This is a genomic window from Lactovum odontotermitis (assembly GCF_054658595.1).
The window spans coordinates 48247-66653 of sequence record NZ_BAAGGQ010000007.1 but is presented as its reverse complement, the minus strand read 5'-3'; the positions used below and the strand labels follow the sequence as shown (position 1 = coordinate 66653).

Here is an 18407-nt window from a genome sequence, read left to right as displayed (position 1 = left end):
TTTTTTGATATCTTCTAAAATGTTACGGTAAATGTTGAGCCGTGTCCCAGCAGGCTGCTGACATGGACATGTCCCTTGAGGTCTTTGACGTTTTTCTTGACAATAGCCAGGCCAAGTCCGGTACCTGCGACGGTGGTTTTATCAACGTCCGTCCGATAGAAGCGCTCGAAAATCTGTGTCTTTTGAATGTCAGTTAGGCCTGGGCCTGAGTCTGTCACTGTGAAAGTCAGATGTTCCGGGCCGTTTTTCAGTAAAATTGACACTTTTCCGCCGGCTGGCGTATAGCTGAGGGCATTACCAATTAGTTTCTTGAAGATGATGCGGATTTTCTTTTCATCACTTTTGAAGTTGACGGCCTCAAGCTGCAGGTCGATTTGCAGGTTTTTGCGCATAATTGTCGGCTGCAGGTCGAGTAAAATGCTCTGAATCAGCTGGTCAGCCTGGATATGGCTTTTTGTTACTTTGACCGTTGGCTGTGTTAAGACTAGCGTGTCGTCGACCAGCTCGTCGAGCCAGTCAGTTTCTTGCGTGATTTTTTGTCTGATTTCGTCCGGGTTTATCTCGGCTGAGAGTAGCTCAATTCGCTCAAGCGGAGCTTTTATTGCCAAGGAAACGTTCGCCGTAAAGTCAACGTGGGCCTGCGAAATCTGGTGATAACTCGTGACGTCGTTCATGGCTACCAGATAACGGTTGGAAATCATTTCCAGCGGGTTAAACTGGACCTGGTAGTAGGAATTAATCCGGTCAAAGTAGAAGGTTTTGTCCTGAATATCGGGTCGAACCATTTTCTCGACCAGGAAATTCAGGAATTCTGGATAGAGGCTGAAGACATCTATGCTCTTACTGTCTGAAAACTCATTCTGAAAGGCGGCATTTGACCGGTGAATCGCGCCGCGGCCGTCATAAACGAAAATCGGAAACTGGAAAAATTCGATGAATTCGTACAGATTTTCTTTGGCTTCCTGATTGGACAAAATGCTCTGCTGGATGTTTTCGCCCAGATGGTTCAGTGCAATGCTTACAGCATCGTCATCGCTCGTTATCAGGTAGGACTGGGTCAAAGGCGAGCGCTCAATGTTCTTGATTTTTGCCACTGTATTTTTTGTATAAGTATGCATTCTGATAGAGCGCTGAATGAAGCGGTAAATCGAGAAAAGCCAGAAGAGGAGACCCATGCCGATGACGAGAAAAGTCGTGTGAGAAGTAGAGGTCAGACTGTCGGTCACTGATAAGAAAGAGTCAATCTGCCCGTTTGTTACAACGGGAATCGTGACAGTGAGCTGGTCTCCGTCAACTGAGCGCACATAGGAAGCGCCTTTCTTGATGGACTTTGCAGCTTTTGAATCGCTGGAAAGTGAAATTTCTTTCACGGAATCGTCAAAAGTCAGTTGAGGGTTCGTTTTCAGGTCCTCCTCAACGTTTTGCGCGCGGGCAAGCACACGGCTGGTGTCAAGCTGCAGCGTCTGCCGGTTTGCGAACACAACTACGAAGACAGTGACGAGTGCATAAAACAGAGTCAGCAGCAGCAAAGTCTTCCAAATGCGCTTAAGTCTTTTCATTAGTTTTATTTTACCATAAATCTGCTATAATCAAGGATATGACCATAGAAAAAACGAACCGCATCAATGTTCTGATTGATTTTTACGGCGGCCTCTTGAATGACAAACAGCGCGAAGCCCTCCAGCTCTATTATTCCGAGGATTTTTCGCTGACGGAAATTGCCGAGTCAACCGGTGCGACCAAGCAAGCGGTTTCAGATTTGCTGCGGCGCTCCGAGAAAAACTTGGAGAAATTTGAGACCGTGCTTGGCTTGGCCGATAAAGAAGAACGGCGGGCGGAGATTTTGGAAAAACTGGCGCACGATTATCCGGCAGATACAGAGCTGCAGGCTCAGTTGCGCGCTTTAAGGAGGATTGACGAATGAAGGAGAAAACTTTCACGCAGCTCATGTCAGACGGAGAAAAAATCCGTGTCGCAGTTTATCAGCCGGAGAAAGCCCAGGCAAAATGTGTGATTCAGCTCGTCCACGGCTTCGGTGAGCACATTGGCCAATACCAGGCCCTGATTCCAAGCCTGACAGAAATGGGCTGTATCTGTGTCATTCATGACCAGCGCGGCTTCGGCGAGTTTGCTGCAAAAAATAAAAAGCTTCAGGGTGTGACGGATTCCTATGAAAACTGGATTTCCGATGTGCTGGAAATTCGCGGACTGATTGCAGAAAAATACACAGAACTTCCGATTGTCTTGTTTGGCCATTCAATGGGCGGGAATATTGCACTGAACATTTTACTGAGGAATGCTGATTCGGCTGAGCTGATGTATTCACGCGCTGTCATTGAAAGTCCCTGGCTGCGTCTGGCAGAACCGCCGGCAAAAATTGTGACTGCGGCTGCTAAAATTCTTGGAAGATTGTCAGCTAAACTCGCCGTTCCGACCGGTCTGAAAATGCAGTACGTCATCCATGACCAGGAGCTGGTCAAGCAGGTGGTCAATGACGGATTGTTCCATACTCGCCTGTCCATGCGCCTTTACGGACAAATTGCGGACGCTGGTGAATTTGCACTGGCAAATGCGGATAAACTTTCTGTGCCTACGCTGCTTCTGGGTGCCCAGGAAGACCACATTGTCTCGATTGCGGCCATCCGCGAATTTGCGGCTTCGGGCAAGGCAAGCGGGAAACTTCAGTACGAGGAAATCCCGCACGGCTATCATCTTTTGCATGCGGACAATGTGAGAGAGCAGTTCCTTGCGAAAGTCGCAGCCTTTTTAAAACAGGGCGATATGATATAATGGCTGTTATGAGTGAAAGTGAATTTAACAGATTTTACCGAGTCGGCGTCATCGTGAACACACAAGGTTTGCAGGGAGAAGTCCGTGTCAAGTCATTTACCGATTTTCCTGAAGAGCGCTTCAAAAAGGGCTCTATTCTGGCCTTGTTTGACACAGCGGGAGAATTTGTCGAAAATCTGAAGGTCACGCGCGCCCGGGCGTCGAAAAATCTGTGGATTATCAAGTTCGCCGGCTTTGATAACATCGCTCAAGTCGAGAAAATCCGCGATTATACGCTGAAAGTCGCTGAAGAAAACCTGTCTGACCTGTCTGAGAATGAGTTTTATTATCATGACATTATCGGCCTTGATGTCTATGACGTCACAGCCGCTGAAAAAATCGGCGTGATTTCTGAGATTCTGCAGCCGGGCGCCAATGATGTCTGGGTGGTCAAGCGCGAGAACAAGCCGGACTTGCTGCTGCCCTACATTCCTTTGGTTGTGCTGTCGGTTGATTTGGCTGGAAAGCGTGTGAATGTTGAGATACCTGAGGGACTAGATGATTGATTTTGATGGAGATTTTTTATATTTATGCGTATTGATATTTTAACTATTTTTCCGGAAATGTTTGCTCCGCTGAATCAGTCGATGATTGGCAAGGCCCAGGAACGCGGTCTGGTTGAGATTCATCCGCACGACTTTCGCGAGTTTGCGGACAATAAGCAGCGGCATGTGGACGATATGCCCTATGGCGGCGGTCAAGGCATGCTCCTCATGGCGCAGCCTATTTTTGACTGTTTTGCATCGATTCCGCAGTCCGGGAAAAAACCGCCGCGTGTGATTCTGCTTGACCCTGCCGGTATTAAATTCGACCAGGCTAAAGCAGAGGAGCTGTCACAGGAAGAGCAGCTGATTTTCATTTGCGGCCATTATGAGGGCTTTGACGAGCGGATTAAGACTCTGGTAACGGATGAAATCTCGCTGGGCGATTATGTCCTGACCGGCGGAGAACTGGCCGCCAGCGTCATGATTGATGCTGCGGTGCGGCTGATTCCTGAGGTGCTGGGACGTGAAGAAAGTCATCTGGATGATTCGTTTAGCTCCGGATTGCTGGAATATCCGCAGTACACACGGCCTGAGGACTTCAGAGGCATGAAGGTGCCGGAAGTTCTGATGAGCGGCCACCACGAGAATATTCGTAAGTGGCGCTTGACAGAAAGTCTGAAGAAGACCTGGCAGCGGCGGCCGGATATGCTGGAAAACCAGGAATTAAGCGACGAGGCGCAAAAAATTCTATGTGAAATACAGAAAAATCCTGCGCAAGACTAGCAGAATTTTCTCAGAACTGGTATAATAGATTATAAGTGTAAAAGGGCGCTTTGCGCAGATGATTTGTTTGAAGAGTCTGATTGAGGCGGCCTGAAGCAAGAGATAGGATAGAGGAAATTATGGACATTCTGCGAGAAAAAGAACTTGTAAGTTTTTATCATTATGACGCGCGTAACTTTGACTTTGAGCGTGAACACGGGACTCCCGAGACCCGGATTAATGTTCAGCTGCATATTCTGAATACAGATGAGGCTGCCAATAAGTCTTTTGTTCAGATTAATTTGAGTGCACTAATTGTGCTTGAGAAGTTTGTTCTTTCAAGTGCTTTAAGCCAAGTCAGCCAGGTCAACGGCCGTCTCATCGAGAGTCAGGAAGACTTGAGCCAGGAAGATATGCAGGAGTTGGCTTCACCCTTGTTTGAGCTATTGAAGCGCCTGACCTATGAAATCACAGAGGTTGCATTGGATGAGCCGGGGCTAAAATTGGAGTTTTAGGATGAAGTTAGCCGTTATAACAGATAGTTCGGCCGCGATTTCAGACAAGTATAGGCGCTTTGATAATCTGCATATTTTGGATATTCCGCTGACGATTGATGACGTGACTTATTCATCTAAGGAGCTCAGCTCGGATGTTTTTTACGACCTCATGGCAAGTGCCAAGGATGTGCCTAAGTCCGCTCAGCCGAGTCTGATTGAGCTGGAAGAGCTTCTGAAGCATCTTGAGGTTCAAGGATACACCCATGTTCTGGGCTTATTTTTGTCTGCCGGGATCTCCGGCTTTCACGACAATGCTTTTTATCTGCAGGATGAATTTGAGAAGATGAAAGTCTGTTTTCCAGAGACTTTCATTACCTCCAGTCCTCTGGGTTATATGGTAGAAACGGCTTTGGAGGGGGCGGTCCGCAATTTGAGTTTTGAGGACGTCTATGCCAATTTTGAGAAGCAGCGTGATAATGATGCGGCTTATATGCTGGTTGACAGTTTGAAGTGGCTTTCAAAGTCCGGGCGTTTGTCAAATGGCTCCGCAGTTCTTGGGACTTGGCTTGATATAAAACCTGTCCTGACTTTTTCCACTAACGGAAAGGTCGAGCTTTTTGAAAAAGTGCGCACTGTTAAAAAGTCCATGGCGCGTATGAAAGAGTTATTGCTGGAAAACTCAGACCCGGAAAAGCATAAGATTTTTGTCATTCAGGTACGTGCAGATGAAAAGGCTCAGGAACTCTATGATTATGCGATTGAGCAGGGCTATCCCAATGTAGAAATTGTTGATTTCGGCGCAGTGATTGCCACACATCTGGGACTTGGCTCTGTGGCTTATGCAGTGAGTCCGGAAATTTTTAGAGGCCTTGAGGCATAATATTTGCACAGAACATTAGTAAATGTGTGTAAATGAGTAATTTTTAATCTTTGAATGAATCCGCTTCGGCGGATTTTTGGTATAATTGTTTTAATGAAACTTGAAAGTCTGCCGACGGAATTTAATGAAGCACGTCCAATTTTAGAGAAAATTCATCAAGCTGGTTTTGAAGCTTATTTTGTCGGCGGCTCGGTCCGGGATGCGCTTCTTAAGCGGCCGATTCATGATGTGGATATTGCAACGAGTGCCTATCCGGCGGAGATTAAGCAGATTTTTAAGCGGACGATTGATGTGGGAATTGAGCATGGAACGGTGCTGGTCCTGGCTGAGGGCGCTCAGTATGAGGTGACGACTTTTCGCTCGGAGAGTAAGTATACTGATTTTCGGCGGCCGGATAAGGTTGAGTTTGTGTCGGATTTGACGGAGGATTTGCTGCGGCGCGATTTTACGATTAATGCGTTTGCGATGCTGGCTGACGGCGAGATTATTGACAGGTTTGATGGTTTGTCGGATTTGGAAAATCGGACGCTGCGGGCGGTTGGCAAAGCAGAAGAGCGTTTTAATGAGGATGCGCTGCGGGTGATGCGGGGGCTGCGTTTTGCGGCTGAGCTTGACTTTACGATTGAAGAGGCGACTTTGGCGGCGATGGCTTCGCATGCTTTTCTACTTGAAAAGATTTCGATTGAGCGGATTTTTACGGAGCTTGATAGGCTGCTGGTTGCTGAAAATTGGCGAAAAGGGCTGCTTTATTTGAATGAAACTGAAGTCTGGAGGTATTTGCCTGGTTTTGAGAAGGTGGATGCCAGCGGCTTGATTGAGCGATTCAGCTTCAAGTGTTCGGCGCAGGCTTGGGCTTGGCTGATGCTGCAGTTTCCGCATTTTGATTTGAAGAGTTGGAAGGTTTCTAACGATTTTTCTAAGTTAGTGATGAATATTGTTTCGGCCTATCGGGAGGATGTCTGGGACCTGGAGAAGATTTATTCTTATGGTCTGGATGTCGCAGAACTTGCGGATGATTTGAAAACGGGCGAAGGGGTGAAGCTTGATTTGCTGCTGCCGACGCTTTTGGACAAGCGGCTCCAGATTCACGATAAATCAGAGATTGTCGTAAAGGGTGCTGACCTGCTGGCTCTTGGTTTTCAGCCGGGGCCTGGTCTGGGGCTAGTTTTGTCCCAAATCGAAAATGAAATTGTCAACAATAAATTGCTGAATAATAAAAAGGAGATTTTGGATTATGTCAAAAAACTATCGTGCTAGCTCGTGTACTACTATACTTGCCGGCAAACTTGCGACCCTGAACGGTGCGACGCTGATTAGCCGAAATGAAGACGGCTCGGATACTTTGAATCCGCAGCGTTTTGTCGTGATTAAGCCTGAAGAGCAGCCGCGCGACTACAAGGCTGTTATCTCCGGCTGTGAAATCAAGCTGCCTGATACTCCTCAGCGTTATACGTCGATTCCTGATGCGAATACTGAGAATGGTATCTGGGCTGCGGCCGGCATCAACAGCAGTAATGTGGCGATGTCTGCGACGGAGACGATTACGACCAATCCGCGGATTCAGGGGCTGGACCCTTATGTCGAGGGCGGTATCGGCGAAGAAGATCTTGTGACCGTGACGCTGCCTTATGTTCATACGGCACGTGAGGGTGTGCAGCGTCTGGGCGACTTGCTGACGACTTACGGCACTTATGAGCCGAACGGGATTGCCTTTTCAGACCATGATGAGGTCTGGTGGCTGGAGACGATTGGCGGTCATCACTGGGCAGCTGTGCGTATTCCTGACGATGCTTATGTTGTTGCGCCGAACCGTATGAATATTGATGATTTTGACTTTGACTCGGATGACACGATGTGCTCGGAAGATTTGGAGACTTTAATCAATGAAAATCATCTGAATCCTGATTTTGAGGGCTATAATCTGCGTCATATTTTTGGTTCAAGTTCCATTAAGGACACGATTTACAACAATCCTCGCGCCTGGTACGGTCAGAAATTCTTCACGCCTGAAACTGAGTTTGAATATGATTTCATGGACCAGGATTTGCCTTTCATCTGCCAGGCGAACCGGAAGATTTCGGTTGAAGATGTGAAATTTGTCTTGTCAAGCCACTTTGAGAATACTGAATTTGACCCTTATGGCACGACTAATACTGACGCGGAGAAGCACTTGATTCGTCCGATTGGTCTGAACCGCAACATGAACACACATATTCTGGAAATCCGTAATGATGTGCCGGAGGAGCTGGCTGGTATTCACTGGATGGGTATGGGTGCAAATACTTTCAATTATGTGGTGCCGTTCTATGCTAATGTTGATGATACGCCGGCTGCTTTCCGCGATACGACGACTGAGTACGATGCGACTAAGTATTACTGGCTTTCTGCGACTTGCGGGCTTTTGGGCGACACTGACTTCCAGCGCTATGTGGATGCTTTCCGTAACTCTGAGTTGGCGACTTTCTCTAAATTCCATGAAATCCAGAATGCTGCAGATGCTGAGGGTGCTTCTGCTGACCTGCTGGCTGTCAACCAGAAGCTGTCAGATGTTGCGATGGAGGCGCAGACTGCTCTGCTGGGGCAAATGGTTATCTCTGGCAGTAAGCATATGACGCTGAAGTTCTCTTTTGCGGATTGATTTCTGACAAAATATAATTTTTACTGGCCTCAAGCAATTTTTGCTTGGGGTTTTTTGGCGGATATTTTTTCTCGTCGTGTAACTTGAAAGCTAGGGAAAAATACGTTATAATAGATTAGAAATTCTAGTTGGAAGGGAGTTCAGACATGGCCTATAAGTCAAAAAAATCAGGTAAGCGTAATCACCGTTCAGGCGGACATAAGCACTACGATCACGTTGGTGTGAAACAGGTTGCTAAAGTAGCGACTAAGAAAGATTAATAAAAAAGCCAATGTCGGCTTTTTTTCTAAATAATTATTTAAAATCGAGCTATGTCACTAAAGACTAAAAAAGAGGGAGAATCAATTGTTGATTCTCTCTCTTTGTTTGACTGCTTGATTTTACTCAGATTTTCTCTTGCGGCGCCGTACAGCAGCTAGGCTGGCGGCTCCTGCGAGAAGTGCGCTGCCTGCAAGAAGGGCTGTGCTGTTCTCCGAATCGCTGGTGCGAGGGAGAACGGCTCCTCTTGCGGCTGATGGTGCTCCTTTAGTAGGGGTTGAGTTCGGTGTATAGCTGGTAGTGACAGGTTCGACAGAGGCGCGTACGCCGGTGTTTTTACCGCCAATCCACCAGTAGCCGTCAGCACCGATGAAAGGTGTCAGGCCGTTTGTCCCGTTTTTGCCATTGGTTCCGTTGAGACCGTCGGTGCCGTTCTTTCCGGGAGCTCCGGTTGAGCTGCCGCTGTCAATGTAAGAGTGGCTGTTATTGTCCCAAACGTACCAGCGGCCGTTGCTGAGGATTGGCGAGTGTCCGTCTGAACCGGTTTGTCCTGCAGGTCCGGTTGCGCCTGTCGGGCCTGTTGGACCAGTTGGTCCTGTCGTGCCTGGATGGTCGGTTGTACTTTCTGCTGAAACTGTGACTGTCTGGATGTCAGTTAGTGTCTTGGAGGTATTTGTGTCCAAATCAGTGTAGGTATAGCCGTACACGACCTGATAAACGCCTGGAACAGCTGTATTCACATTGTTTGAGACAATGAAGCGGTAGCCTCCGTCTGTCTGGTAGGCTGAATCGGTGACGACTGCCTCACCTGCATTGGCTGTGAAGCTCTGGCCTACGGTGAGACTGACATTTCCTGGAGCTTTCAGGGTCGGAGTCACAAAGCCGGGTTTGGCTGGAATTGAAATTTCACCGGCTTGGGTTCCTCCGATGGCTCCCTCTGGCGAGTTTGCGCCGAGAGGATCGCCGATGCAGAAGCCGCCGGTTAAGGTTTGTCCTGCATAGGCTGTGCCGTCAAAATGAATTGGGATAGCAAAGGTTGGGGCTGTTCCTGTTGCATCGAGTGTGACGATTGCTTCACCCTGAGCGATTAATTTACCATTGGCATAGAGGTAGCCTTTCACTAGCTGGCGGCCGGTTACTAGCGTGCCGTTGCCATCTTTCACTCCAGACAGAGCGACAATCTCGTTGACGGTCTGTTTGTCAGCTGCTGTTATTGTCTGGCCGTTATTTGAGAGGAAGCCTGAGGCATAAATGGCTGTCCACTGGTCTTTATCTGGTTCCGGCGTGTCTGATTGGCCGGAAGGGCCTGTGGCTCCAGTTGCACCTGATTGGCCGGCAGGACCTGTGGCACCTGTTGCTCCTGGTCGGCCTGCAGGGCCAGTTGCCCCTGTTGCTCCCGGCTGTCCGGCAGGACCCGTTGCGCCAGTTGAACCAATGGAGGTATAACCGCTGTCAACGTAGGAATGGACTGAGTCGTCCCAGATGTACCAGTGGCCGTCGTTTCCGATAATCGGACTTCGTCCGTTGCTGCCGTCATGTCCGTTCGTTCCTGCAGGGCCGGTTGGTCCTGTGGCTCCTGTCGCGCCTGGTGTACCGACGGCGTTAATGCCTGTGTTTGTGTAAGTATCGGTATTGGAGTCATAAATCCACCAGTTTCCGTCGGAGCCAATCAGGGCGCTGTTGCCGTTTAGACCGTTTTTGCCTGGTGCTCCGGTGGCACCTGTTGCTCCAGCCGTTCCGTGCGCCTGGATGCCGGTATCTTTTCCGTTAATCCACCAATTACCGTTGACTCCGATGGATGGGGACTGGCCGTCACGGCCTGCGGCGCCTGTCGCTCCGGTAGCTCCTGTTGCACCTGTGGCTCCTTGTGCAGGGATGCCGGTGTCACGTGTGCCAATCCACCAGTTGCCGTTGTCGCCGATTTGAGGGGTTAAGCCTGAGGCGGCGACACCTGTGTCTTTGTTTCCGATGAACCAGTTGCCGTTGGTGCCTATCTGAGGTGTTATTCCGTCTTTACCGTTTTCTCCGGCTGCACCTGTCGCTCCGGTTGCGCCTGTAGCTCCTGTTGCACCTGTGGCGCCGGTCATACCAGTTGCACCTGTGGCACCCGTCGCGCCTTGGGCGCGGATGCCGGTATCTGTTTCGTTGATAAACCAGTTGCCGTTAGGGCCGATGTATGGCGTGTAGCCGTCTTTGCCTGACTGGCCTGCGGCTCCGGTTGCACCTGTCGCACCAGTTGCGCCTTGGGCTGGAATACCTGTATCTGTTTTGCCAATCCACCAGTTGCCGTTGTCACCGATTTGAGGTGTTGTGCCGGCTGCACCGGTTGAACCAGTGGCTCCTGTTGCGCCGGTTGCACCGGTCGAACCTGTCGCGCCCGTTGCTCCCGTTGCTCCTGTCGCGCCGGTGGCACCTATCGCACCTTGGGCATGAATACCTGTATCGGTTCCATTGATAAACCAGTTTCCGTTAGGGCCAATGTATGGCGTGTAGCCGTCTTTGCCTGACTGGCCTGTTGCTCCTGTGGCACCGGTTGCACCTGTCGCGCCTTGGGCATGAATTCCGGTGTCGGTCGTACCAATCCACCAGTTGCCGTTGCCGCCGATTTGAGGTGTTGTGCCGGCTGCACCGGTTGCGCCTGTGGCTCCTGTTGCACCCGTTGCGCCTGTGGCGCCCTGGGCGTGAACGCCTGTATCGGTTCCATTGATAAACCAGTTGCCGTTAGGGCCGATATACGGTGTTTGTCCGTTTTGTCCTGCCTGTCCAGTTGCGCCTGTGGCTCCCGTTGCGCCTGTGGCGCCTTGGGCTGGAATTCCAGTATCAGTCGTGCCTATCCACCAGTTGCCGTTGCTGCCGATTTGCGGCGTTGTGCCCGTTGCTCCGGTCGCACCTGTAGAGCCTGTTGCGCCCGTGGCACCGGTGGCTCCGCTTGCGCCTGTTGCGCCGGTTGAACCTGTCGCACCTGTGGCACCCGTCGCGCCAGTCGCACCTGTTGCTCCTGTCGCGCCTGTGGCACCTATCGCACCTTGGGCATGAATTCCTGTATCTATTCCGTTTACGAACCAGTTTCCGTTAGGGCCGATGTATGGGAGATAGCTTTGTCCTGCTTGTCCGGTTGCTCCTGTGGCACCGGTTGCTCCGGCTGCGCCGGTCGCTGGAATTCCGGTATCGGTTGTGCCAATCCACCAGTTGCCGTTGCTACCGATTTGAGGTGTTGTTCCTGTGGCACCGGTTGCTCCGGTTGCGCCAGTAGCTCCTGTGGCACCAGTCGCACCCGTTGCTCCGATTGAACCGCTTGGACCTGTGGCTCCTACGGCGCCTTGGGCATGAATGCCGGTGTCAGTGTTGTTAATGAACCAGTTTCCGTTAGGGCCGATATATGGTGTCTGACCGTTTTGGCCTGCCTGTCCGGTCGCACCGGTTGCACCTGTGGCTCCTGTTGCACCCTGAGCAGAAATTCCGGTATCGGTTGTACCAATCCACCAGTTGCCGTTAGCGCCGATTTGCGGCGTTGTGCCTGATGAACCTGTGGCTCCGGTGGCGCCTGTGGCACCAGTTGAACCTGTTGCTCCTGTGGCTCCTGTGGCTCCAGTTGCGCCTGTCGCTCCGGTTGCACCTGTTGCGCCTGTCGCTGGAACACCTGTGTCTTCCCAGCGGCCGATTAAATCATTCCAGACAACCCAGTTGCCTGTTTCTTTGTCAACGTATGGGGATTTGCCGTCTGCACCGTTGCTGCCAGAAGCGCCTGTTGCCCCGGTTGCACCTGTTGCGCCTGTCGCTGGAATTCCTGTGTCGATTAGGTCATATTGGCCTGTGGCATTGTTCCAGACGTAGGTTTGCCATGTTCCGTTCGCACTGATGACTGGTGTAGGACCTACTGAGCCTGTTGCACCAGTTGAACCTGTTGCTCCGGTGGCGCCTGTTGCACCAGTTGCGCCGCTCGCTCCTGTGGCACCCGTGGCTCCGGTAGCACCAGTTGCACCGTTCTCGCCTGTGTTACCTGTTGCGCCTGTGGCTCCTGTAGCTCCAGTCGCGCCGGTCTCACCTGTTGCCCCTGTCGCGCCTGTTGTACCTGTGGCTCCTGTTTCACCCGTTGCACCGGTTGCGCCAATCTGGCCTGTGGCTCCTGTTTCACCGGTGGCTCCGGTAGCGCCTGTTGCGCCTGTGGCGCCGTCACTTGGCATGGTGTTGATTGCAAGAGCAGTAGAAGTCACGGTTTTTACTCCGTTTACTTCAATTGTGGCTACGCTGGTCAGTTTCTGGCCGGCATATTTGCTCAAGTCAAGTCCAGAATAATTTAGGGAGGCAACTGCATTGCCGTTTGAGTCATATACAAAGTCAGTTTGTGCAACTGCGCCTGTAATCATCACGCCGTTCGCATAGAGCTGACCGCGCATGGTGCCTGATGTATTCGCAGCGCCTTGTCCGCCGCCGACTGCGACAAAGTTTGTTACAGACTGGTCGGTTGTGTTATAAGGTGAACCGACTAGGTTGGATGAACCGAGGATTGTCACGACATCCATGGCTGTCACGGTGACTTTTTGTGAAACGAAGGCTTTGAAACCTGTCGTCGGGTCCGTATAGCTGTAATTGATGGTGTGTTCGCCGACAACTGCACTATTTCCTGGAATTGCCCAGGACGTGCTTCCGTTCATTGACACGCCGTCAATCGTAATGGTCAAGCGTGCAGATTCAGCCGGATCGTTGAAGTTGATGGCGTCGAGCTCTGAATTTGTTCCTGTCAAGGCACTAATCAGATTATATGCGCTGCCTGCTTTGGCTGTATTATTTTCAGGTGTAACAACTAGAGTCGGTGCGGCCAGCGCCTGAACGTTAATGGTCTGTCTTACAGCGATGCTCGTTACGCCGGTTGTCGGATCGGTGTAATAATAGGTCACGGTATGCTGTCCCGTTGGAGAGTTCTTTGCCGGCGTCCAGGTTGTTGTTCCTGAGGAAAGTAGTGTGTCGTCGACCTGAATTTTTAAATTTGCCAGCTGGTCCGGATGGTCTGCAAAGGTGAATGTTGCTCCAGAAGCATTTGTGACAGATAGATTCGAGAGGTCCTGAACCAGTTGAACGGTTGTACCGGCCTTGACATTTTGTCCAGAATTAACTGATAAAACTGGTGCCGGAAGAGCGTTGACAGTGATGGTTTGCTGAGTGCCTGTAGAATCCAATGTTACCGGGTCGGTGTAGCTGTAAACAATTGTGTAAGTCTGAGTCTGATCTTTAACATCTGTTACCAGTACAGTCCCTGTAAATACTTTGCCGTTGACAGTAATCGTTAAGTTTTTCAGAATATTTGAATCGTCAAAGTTTAGACTGCCGTCTGAGCCTGTTGAGGAATCTGTTCCGGTCAGTGCAGAAATGCCGTGGATTAAATCGGCTGTTTGCCCTGCCTTGATGGTCTGTGTCGGAGTGACTGTCAGGCTTGGTGAAGGCAAAGCTGTCACGTTTAATACTTGAACAGCGGATTTTGTCACACCTGTTGTCGGGTCGGTATAAGTATAGTAAACCTTGTAAGTGCCTTTGTTATCTGTTGAAGGGATATGGAAAATCGTTCCTGTCACTGTTTGCGGAGTTGTCTTTGAACCGCCTTCAATAGTAATTAAGACGTTGCTGCGCTGTGTTGTCGCTAAAACATCCGGACCAACAGTATCTCCGCTTGAATCAGTTGCTGTAAGGTTTGATGAACCTGCGAACAAATCAACATCTGAGCCAGCGGTAACTGTTTGAGAAGGCGTCACGCTCAATATCGGGGCAGCCAGTGCTGTCTCTACAATTTTTCCTTCGCAGGTCACTGAGATATTGCTTACAGGGTCTGTGAACGTATAAACGACGCGATAAGTGTCATTTTTATCTGTGAATTTTGTTGTCAGGATATTATTTGGCGTGCTGACGAGATTACCATTTTCGTTGTAGACTTTAACTGTCGTGTTCAGTGCCAAGTAAGAAGCGTCGCGATAATCAAAGGTTTTTTCTGATGAATCGGTCGCTTTCAGTCCAAGTGATGATGCGGTGATTAGATCAATCGTATCGCCGGCTTTAACGGTAGAGTCTGTTACTTGAATCGTTGGCAGAGGCAGTGCTTTTTCAGTTAGAGTTACTTTTGCCTCGACCCCTTCTCCAGTCGCAGGATCGGTGTAGATGTAAGTGACAATGTATGTCGCTCCTGAATCAGAAGCACTGCTCTTCAGAGTCGTTGAGCCCTTTGTCCAGACAGAAGCCGGAGCTTGGAGTTTTGTGTCGTTGTCTATCACTGAAGTGACTGTAATGTTTTCAGCCGTCGTAAACGTATTGCCGTAAGCGTCTGTCCCTGAAAAATTAACGCCTAGTGTCTGTCCTGAAGCCGGATCAGGATTGCCAATCAGGTTTACTGAATTGCCGGCTGCGTATGTCGCATTCGCCTTGTCTGGAACCGCTGTTGCGCTCAAAGTAGACTTAGCCAGCGGATTCACAGTAATATAGGCGATTGCTGAGGCCTTCGTATTCTTGTTATGGGAATCTGTCAGCGTGTAAACGACTTCGTGAGTGACTGGCAGGCCGCCGGCCGTTACAGAGTTAGTGGCTGTTACATAAACCGGCACAGCTGAACCTGCTGCAATGACTGCCCCGTCAACTGAGATGGCCAGTGAACCTGACGCAAACAGGGACTGCAGATTGTCAGAAGACAGTGAATTCAGGAAACTGTCAGAGCCACTGACTGTGATAGAAACATTCGCTGAAGAACTTCCCGGCAGGAGATTGACAGAACTGCCTGCTTTGATACTAACTGCTGATTCCTGCGTATTGTTCGATACAGATAAAGAATTTGGCTGATTTTCATTCAGAACATAGATGACTGTATTAGACGGCTCTGTACCGACGACTACCGCGTTGTTTGCCGCGTTGAGTTCACCATACTGGGAGTTCATTTTTGAGTCAACATAAATGTAGCCTGATGGAAGATTCGTCGAGGTGTAGTAACTGTCCGTATAGTTAATCGAATTGTGGATGTTGGCGGTGGCTAAGCTGGATAGAGAGCCGGTTCCGGTTCCCTCAGCGCCCACGTAGTTGCTGGAGGCTAGAGAGGAGTTCGTTGTGGCTACCGCTGAGCCTGTGGCCGCATCGACATAAGTATATGTGACATTCTGGTTTGGTACGCCAATGACCATGATGTAATAAGTCAGATTGGAACCCTCAATCGGAACTACCAAGTTCTGGAGCTGGCCATAATTGTCATACCCCTTTACACCGTATCCATCAACACTAGAAAGATAAGGAAGAGTCGAATCAGTCTGAAGTTTTGCTACAGTTGCTGGGTTCATCTGATTACTTGAGGCCCAAATGTAACCAGCCGGCATGTCTTTTACCAAGTATTGAGGATTTCTAGCTGTGATTGTATCACCCGGCATTGGTGCTTTTTTGTTCAGCAAGTTACCTGGCATCGGATTTGAATCGTTATAAGAAGTGACTGGTATGACTGCCGAACCGACAATGTTACCGTCGGTATCTACATAGTTAAGAGTAATGTCCCCTGGTTTACCAATGGTTAAGCTCATTGAACTTATACCATTGTCAGGAATGTTTTTTAAAACCTGTTCATTGTTCATCCAGGAATTCCAGGTTCCACTTGCAACGTCTGTTCCGTTGATATTTTGTTTAATACCAGAGTATATTAACTGAGTTGACTGAGTATTTGACATTGCTTGTTGTGCTGTGTTTCCAACAACAGAACTTACCGAAGTATTGGAAATCTTCAATGTTCCTGTATTAGCGTTATCTGGACCATAAACAATCCCGTTACCATTTGTTGTAGAGAGAATAATACTGGCTGGCGAAATAATTTCCGCTACTGTATTACGGTTGCCTAAGTAGAATGGATTAGCTGATGTAGCCTTTAAATTAATATCGGCACCATGGTTGATAGTGATGAAGGATTTATATATATTATAATCATTATTAACAATATAGAAAGCATAACTACTAAAGGTGCCTTTTATTTTATTATACTGTCCTAGAATAATCGTTTGATTAAAATCAGTACTTGTCTGATGAAGGTCACCCCCACCATCAATGCTCGGATTAATCAGGCCAGTCACACCTGTCGCATTAATCTCGAGAAAATCGCCAGTGACTAGAGAAGCTGCTTGTTCAAAAAGCGGCCACCCACCCGGAGCCTGAGTAATAGTCATTTTTACATGGTTACCAATTATGACAGAGCGACCACCTGTTGAAGCTAAAGTTTTAACATCACCGAGTCCATCATAGTAGTTCATATCTCCTCTACCAACGTTGCCTCCGACAGAATTTGGATTAGCAATGTTGACAATGAATCCCCATGAAGAATTATTGGTTGATGATGCAGTAATTGATGAATTATCCGCAATCTGCCAGTTACCGGTCTCGGCGTAATGGGCATAAAAGTCACCCTTAATAGTTCCTGCCAAAGTCAAAAAACTTCCCTTGGCTGCAACGGTTTCAGAGTTATCGTTAATTCCTCCGGAGGCATTAGGATTTCCTAAAGTAGTTAAATCCTTAACGTTAATTTTCCATTGGCCGGTTCCTGCATTAGCATAGGTTCTCCCGCCTGGATTCCAGTCTGCATTGATAACACCAACTCTTTGGTTTGCATTTTCATTTTGATTTCCCCCCCATTGACGCACGGTACCGTTTGTGAGGGTAAAGGTTGTACCGCCGCCGCTCTTTCCGAGATAGAGACCGGCGTAGCCCAAAGTCAACGTTCCTCCACCAAGATCAATTGTTAAACTTGTCGTACGAGCTGAGGTAATCTGTCCATCAGCAGTTGGATTTGGACTTGAAATAGAGGCCCCGGAAGCGAGTTGAATAAATGAAATGTTTGGATTAGCATAGGCCGAGCTAAATCCTGCCCAATCTCCATTTGCAATTTCAATATATGCGCCTGATTTTGCCTTTGCCGAGGAAGCAATTGCAGATTCTGCAGCAGCAGCCATTGAGGCCATGTAGCTAGAGCCTTTGGCTGGATCATCATTATTGAAACGGTTGTATTGTGCAACTAAAGAGTCTGTGGCTGTTTTCGCAGCTGCGCTTGTAAGGGAAGCTAGACTTTGTGTGATAAAGGGATCGAAAACTGTTACGGCTGTGGGTGTACTTTGCCCCTCACCCTCGGAAGCATAGCTGGCAGTTGCATCAGACAGGGCATTCACTGCAACTGAAGAATCTGTACCTGCTTGGCTGCTTGCTGAAAGTTTAGCTGGAGAAGTTGTCTTGATAGGAGCCGCTGAAGATTTGACTGGTGCGGCTTGAGCTGAATCCAGCGCAACTGAAAGGCCGGCATAGCTGTCAGCAGTTGGGACGGTTGACCCTGCTGGACTGCTGGATTTGATGCTGTTTGCTTGAGCCAAAGCTGCCGACTCGGCTATGTTTGAAGCGGCAACCGAAGCAGCAATAGAAGAGGCTTCAGCTGCGGCTGCGGCGTCTGAGGAAGTGGCCTGATACGCTGCAGGTGCAGCCATTAAATTCGGAGTAGCGATAGAATTACTTGTTACAGCAGACTCTGAAGTTTTGACTGCTGCATTGGAGGTTGTCTGAACAGTGTCAGCCGAGGCATTAAAAGTCGGAGCAATGACTGAAGCACCAGCCAAAGCAGCAATGACAGATGATGAATACAGCCAGGCCTTGCCAGCCTTCCAGGTTCGGAAGTTCGTGTTTTTGCGCTGCAAGTTGTGCTTGTGTGCAGCGTGTAAATGACGTTCTTTTTCTAATTTACTCATGATTTAATTAGTCCCTTTCAGTTTTATTATGACTTTTTTATTTAATTTTAGTGAAACATAATCATATTATAATGATATTTAATTAAAATATGAAGACAAAATTATAAATAGTGTCTTAAACATAAAATTATTTTGGACAAGCAAGGCCAAATCGAGGAATAATGGCTCTCTTTCTACTATATATAAGATTGAATTATTATTAACAAACTCTTCAATACATATTCTATATTTGTGTTCAAAAATTATAAATGATTATAGTGCTTTTAAGCATAAAATAAGCACACGACCTCTATTTATGTCCTAAAAAGTTAAATATTGAGTTTG

The 18407-nt window shown here is 48.7% G+C and carries 10 protein-coding genes; 8 read left to right on the top strand and 2 right to left on the bottom strand.

What is annotated here, in order from left to right:
- Positions 1-14: 14 nt before the first annotated feature.
- Positions 15-1559, bottom strand: a complete 1545-nt coding sequence (locus tag ACYQ2E_RS05425) for a sensor histidine kinase (RefSeq protein ID WP_460017059.1) — start codon at positions 1557-1559, stop codon at positions 15-17.
- A 38-nt stretch (positions 1560-1597) separates the two neighbouring features.
- On the opposite strand from ACYQ2E_RS05425, the gene ylxM reads away from it, so the two are divergent.
- The 8 genes from ylxM (at position 1598) to ACYQ2E_RS05385 (ending at position 8091) form a co-directional block, all read left to right on the top strand.
- A complete protein-coding gene (ylxM, locus tag ACYQ2E_RS05420) occupies positions 1598-1924 on the top strand; it encodes a YlxM family DNA-binding protein (RefSeq protein ID WP_460017058.1) in 327 nt (108 codons plus the stop codon).
- The gene (locus tag ACYQ2E_RS05415) at positions 1921-2790 is read left to right on the top strand and encodes an alpha/beta fold hydrolase (RefSeq protein ID WP_460017057.1); all 870 of its coding nucleotides are present in this window, start codon (positions 1921-1923) and stop codon (positions 2788-2790) included. Before ylxM ends, ACYQ2E_RS05415 begins: the two co-directional genes overlap by 4 nt.
- Before the next feature lie 8 nt (positions 2791-2798).
- Positions 2799-3335, top strand: coding sequence for a ribosome maturation factor RimM (gene rimM / locus ACYQ2E_RS05410; RefSeq protein ID WP_460017056.1), 537 nt, complete (start codon positions 2799-2801; stop codon positions 3333-3335).
- A gap of 24 nt (positions 3336-3359) precedes the next feature.
- Positions 3360-4097: a tRNA (guanosine(37)-N1)-methyltransferase TrmD gene (trmD, locus tag ACYQ2E_RS05405; protein ID WP_460017055.1), complete on the top strand. Its 738-nt coding sequence runs from the start codon at positions 3360-3362 to the stop codon at positions 4095-4097.
- A 119-nt stretch (positions 4098-4216) separates the two neighbouring features.
- Complete coding sequence (locus ACYQ2E_RS05400; protein WP_460017054.1) at positions 4217-4591, top strand: DUF1149 family protein; 375 nt, start codon at positions 4217-4219, stop codon at positions 4589-4591.
- Between the two features lies 1 nt (position 4592).
- The gene (locus tag ACYQ2E_RS05395) at positions 4593-5453 is read left to right on the top strand and encodes a DegV family protein (RefSeq protein WP_460017053.1); all 861 of its coding nucleotides are present in this window, start codon (positions 4593-4595) and stop codon (positions 5451-5453) included.
- A gap of 93 nt (positions 5454-5546) precedes the next feature.
- The gene (locus ACYQ2E_RS05390; RefSeq protein WP_460017052.1) at positions 5547-6710 is read left to right on the top strand and encodes a CCA tRNA nucleotidyltransferase; all 1164 of its coding nucleotides are present in this window, start codon (positions 5547-5549) and stop codon (positions 6708-6710) included.
- On the top strand, positions 6688-8091 hold the full coding sequence (locus tag ACYQ2E_RS05385; RefSeq protein WP_460017051.1) for a C69 family dipeptidase: 1404 nt from the start codon (positions 6688-6690) through the stop codon (positions 8089-8091). The genes ACYQ2E_RS05390 and ACYQ2E_RS05385 overlap by 23 nt, the downstream gene beginning before the upstream one ends.
- Before the next feature lie 380 nt (positions 8092-8471).
- Here ACYQ2E_RS05385 and ACYQ2E_RS05380 read toward each other — a convergent pair whose 3' ends face one another.
- Positions 8472-18083, bottom strand: coding sequence for an LPXTG cell wall anchor domain-containing protein (locus ACYQ2E_RS05380; RefSeq protein WP_460017050.1), 9612 nt, complete (start codon positions 18081-18083; stop codon positions 8472-8474).
- Positions 18084-18407: the final 324 nt, after the last annotated feature.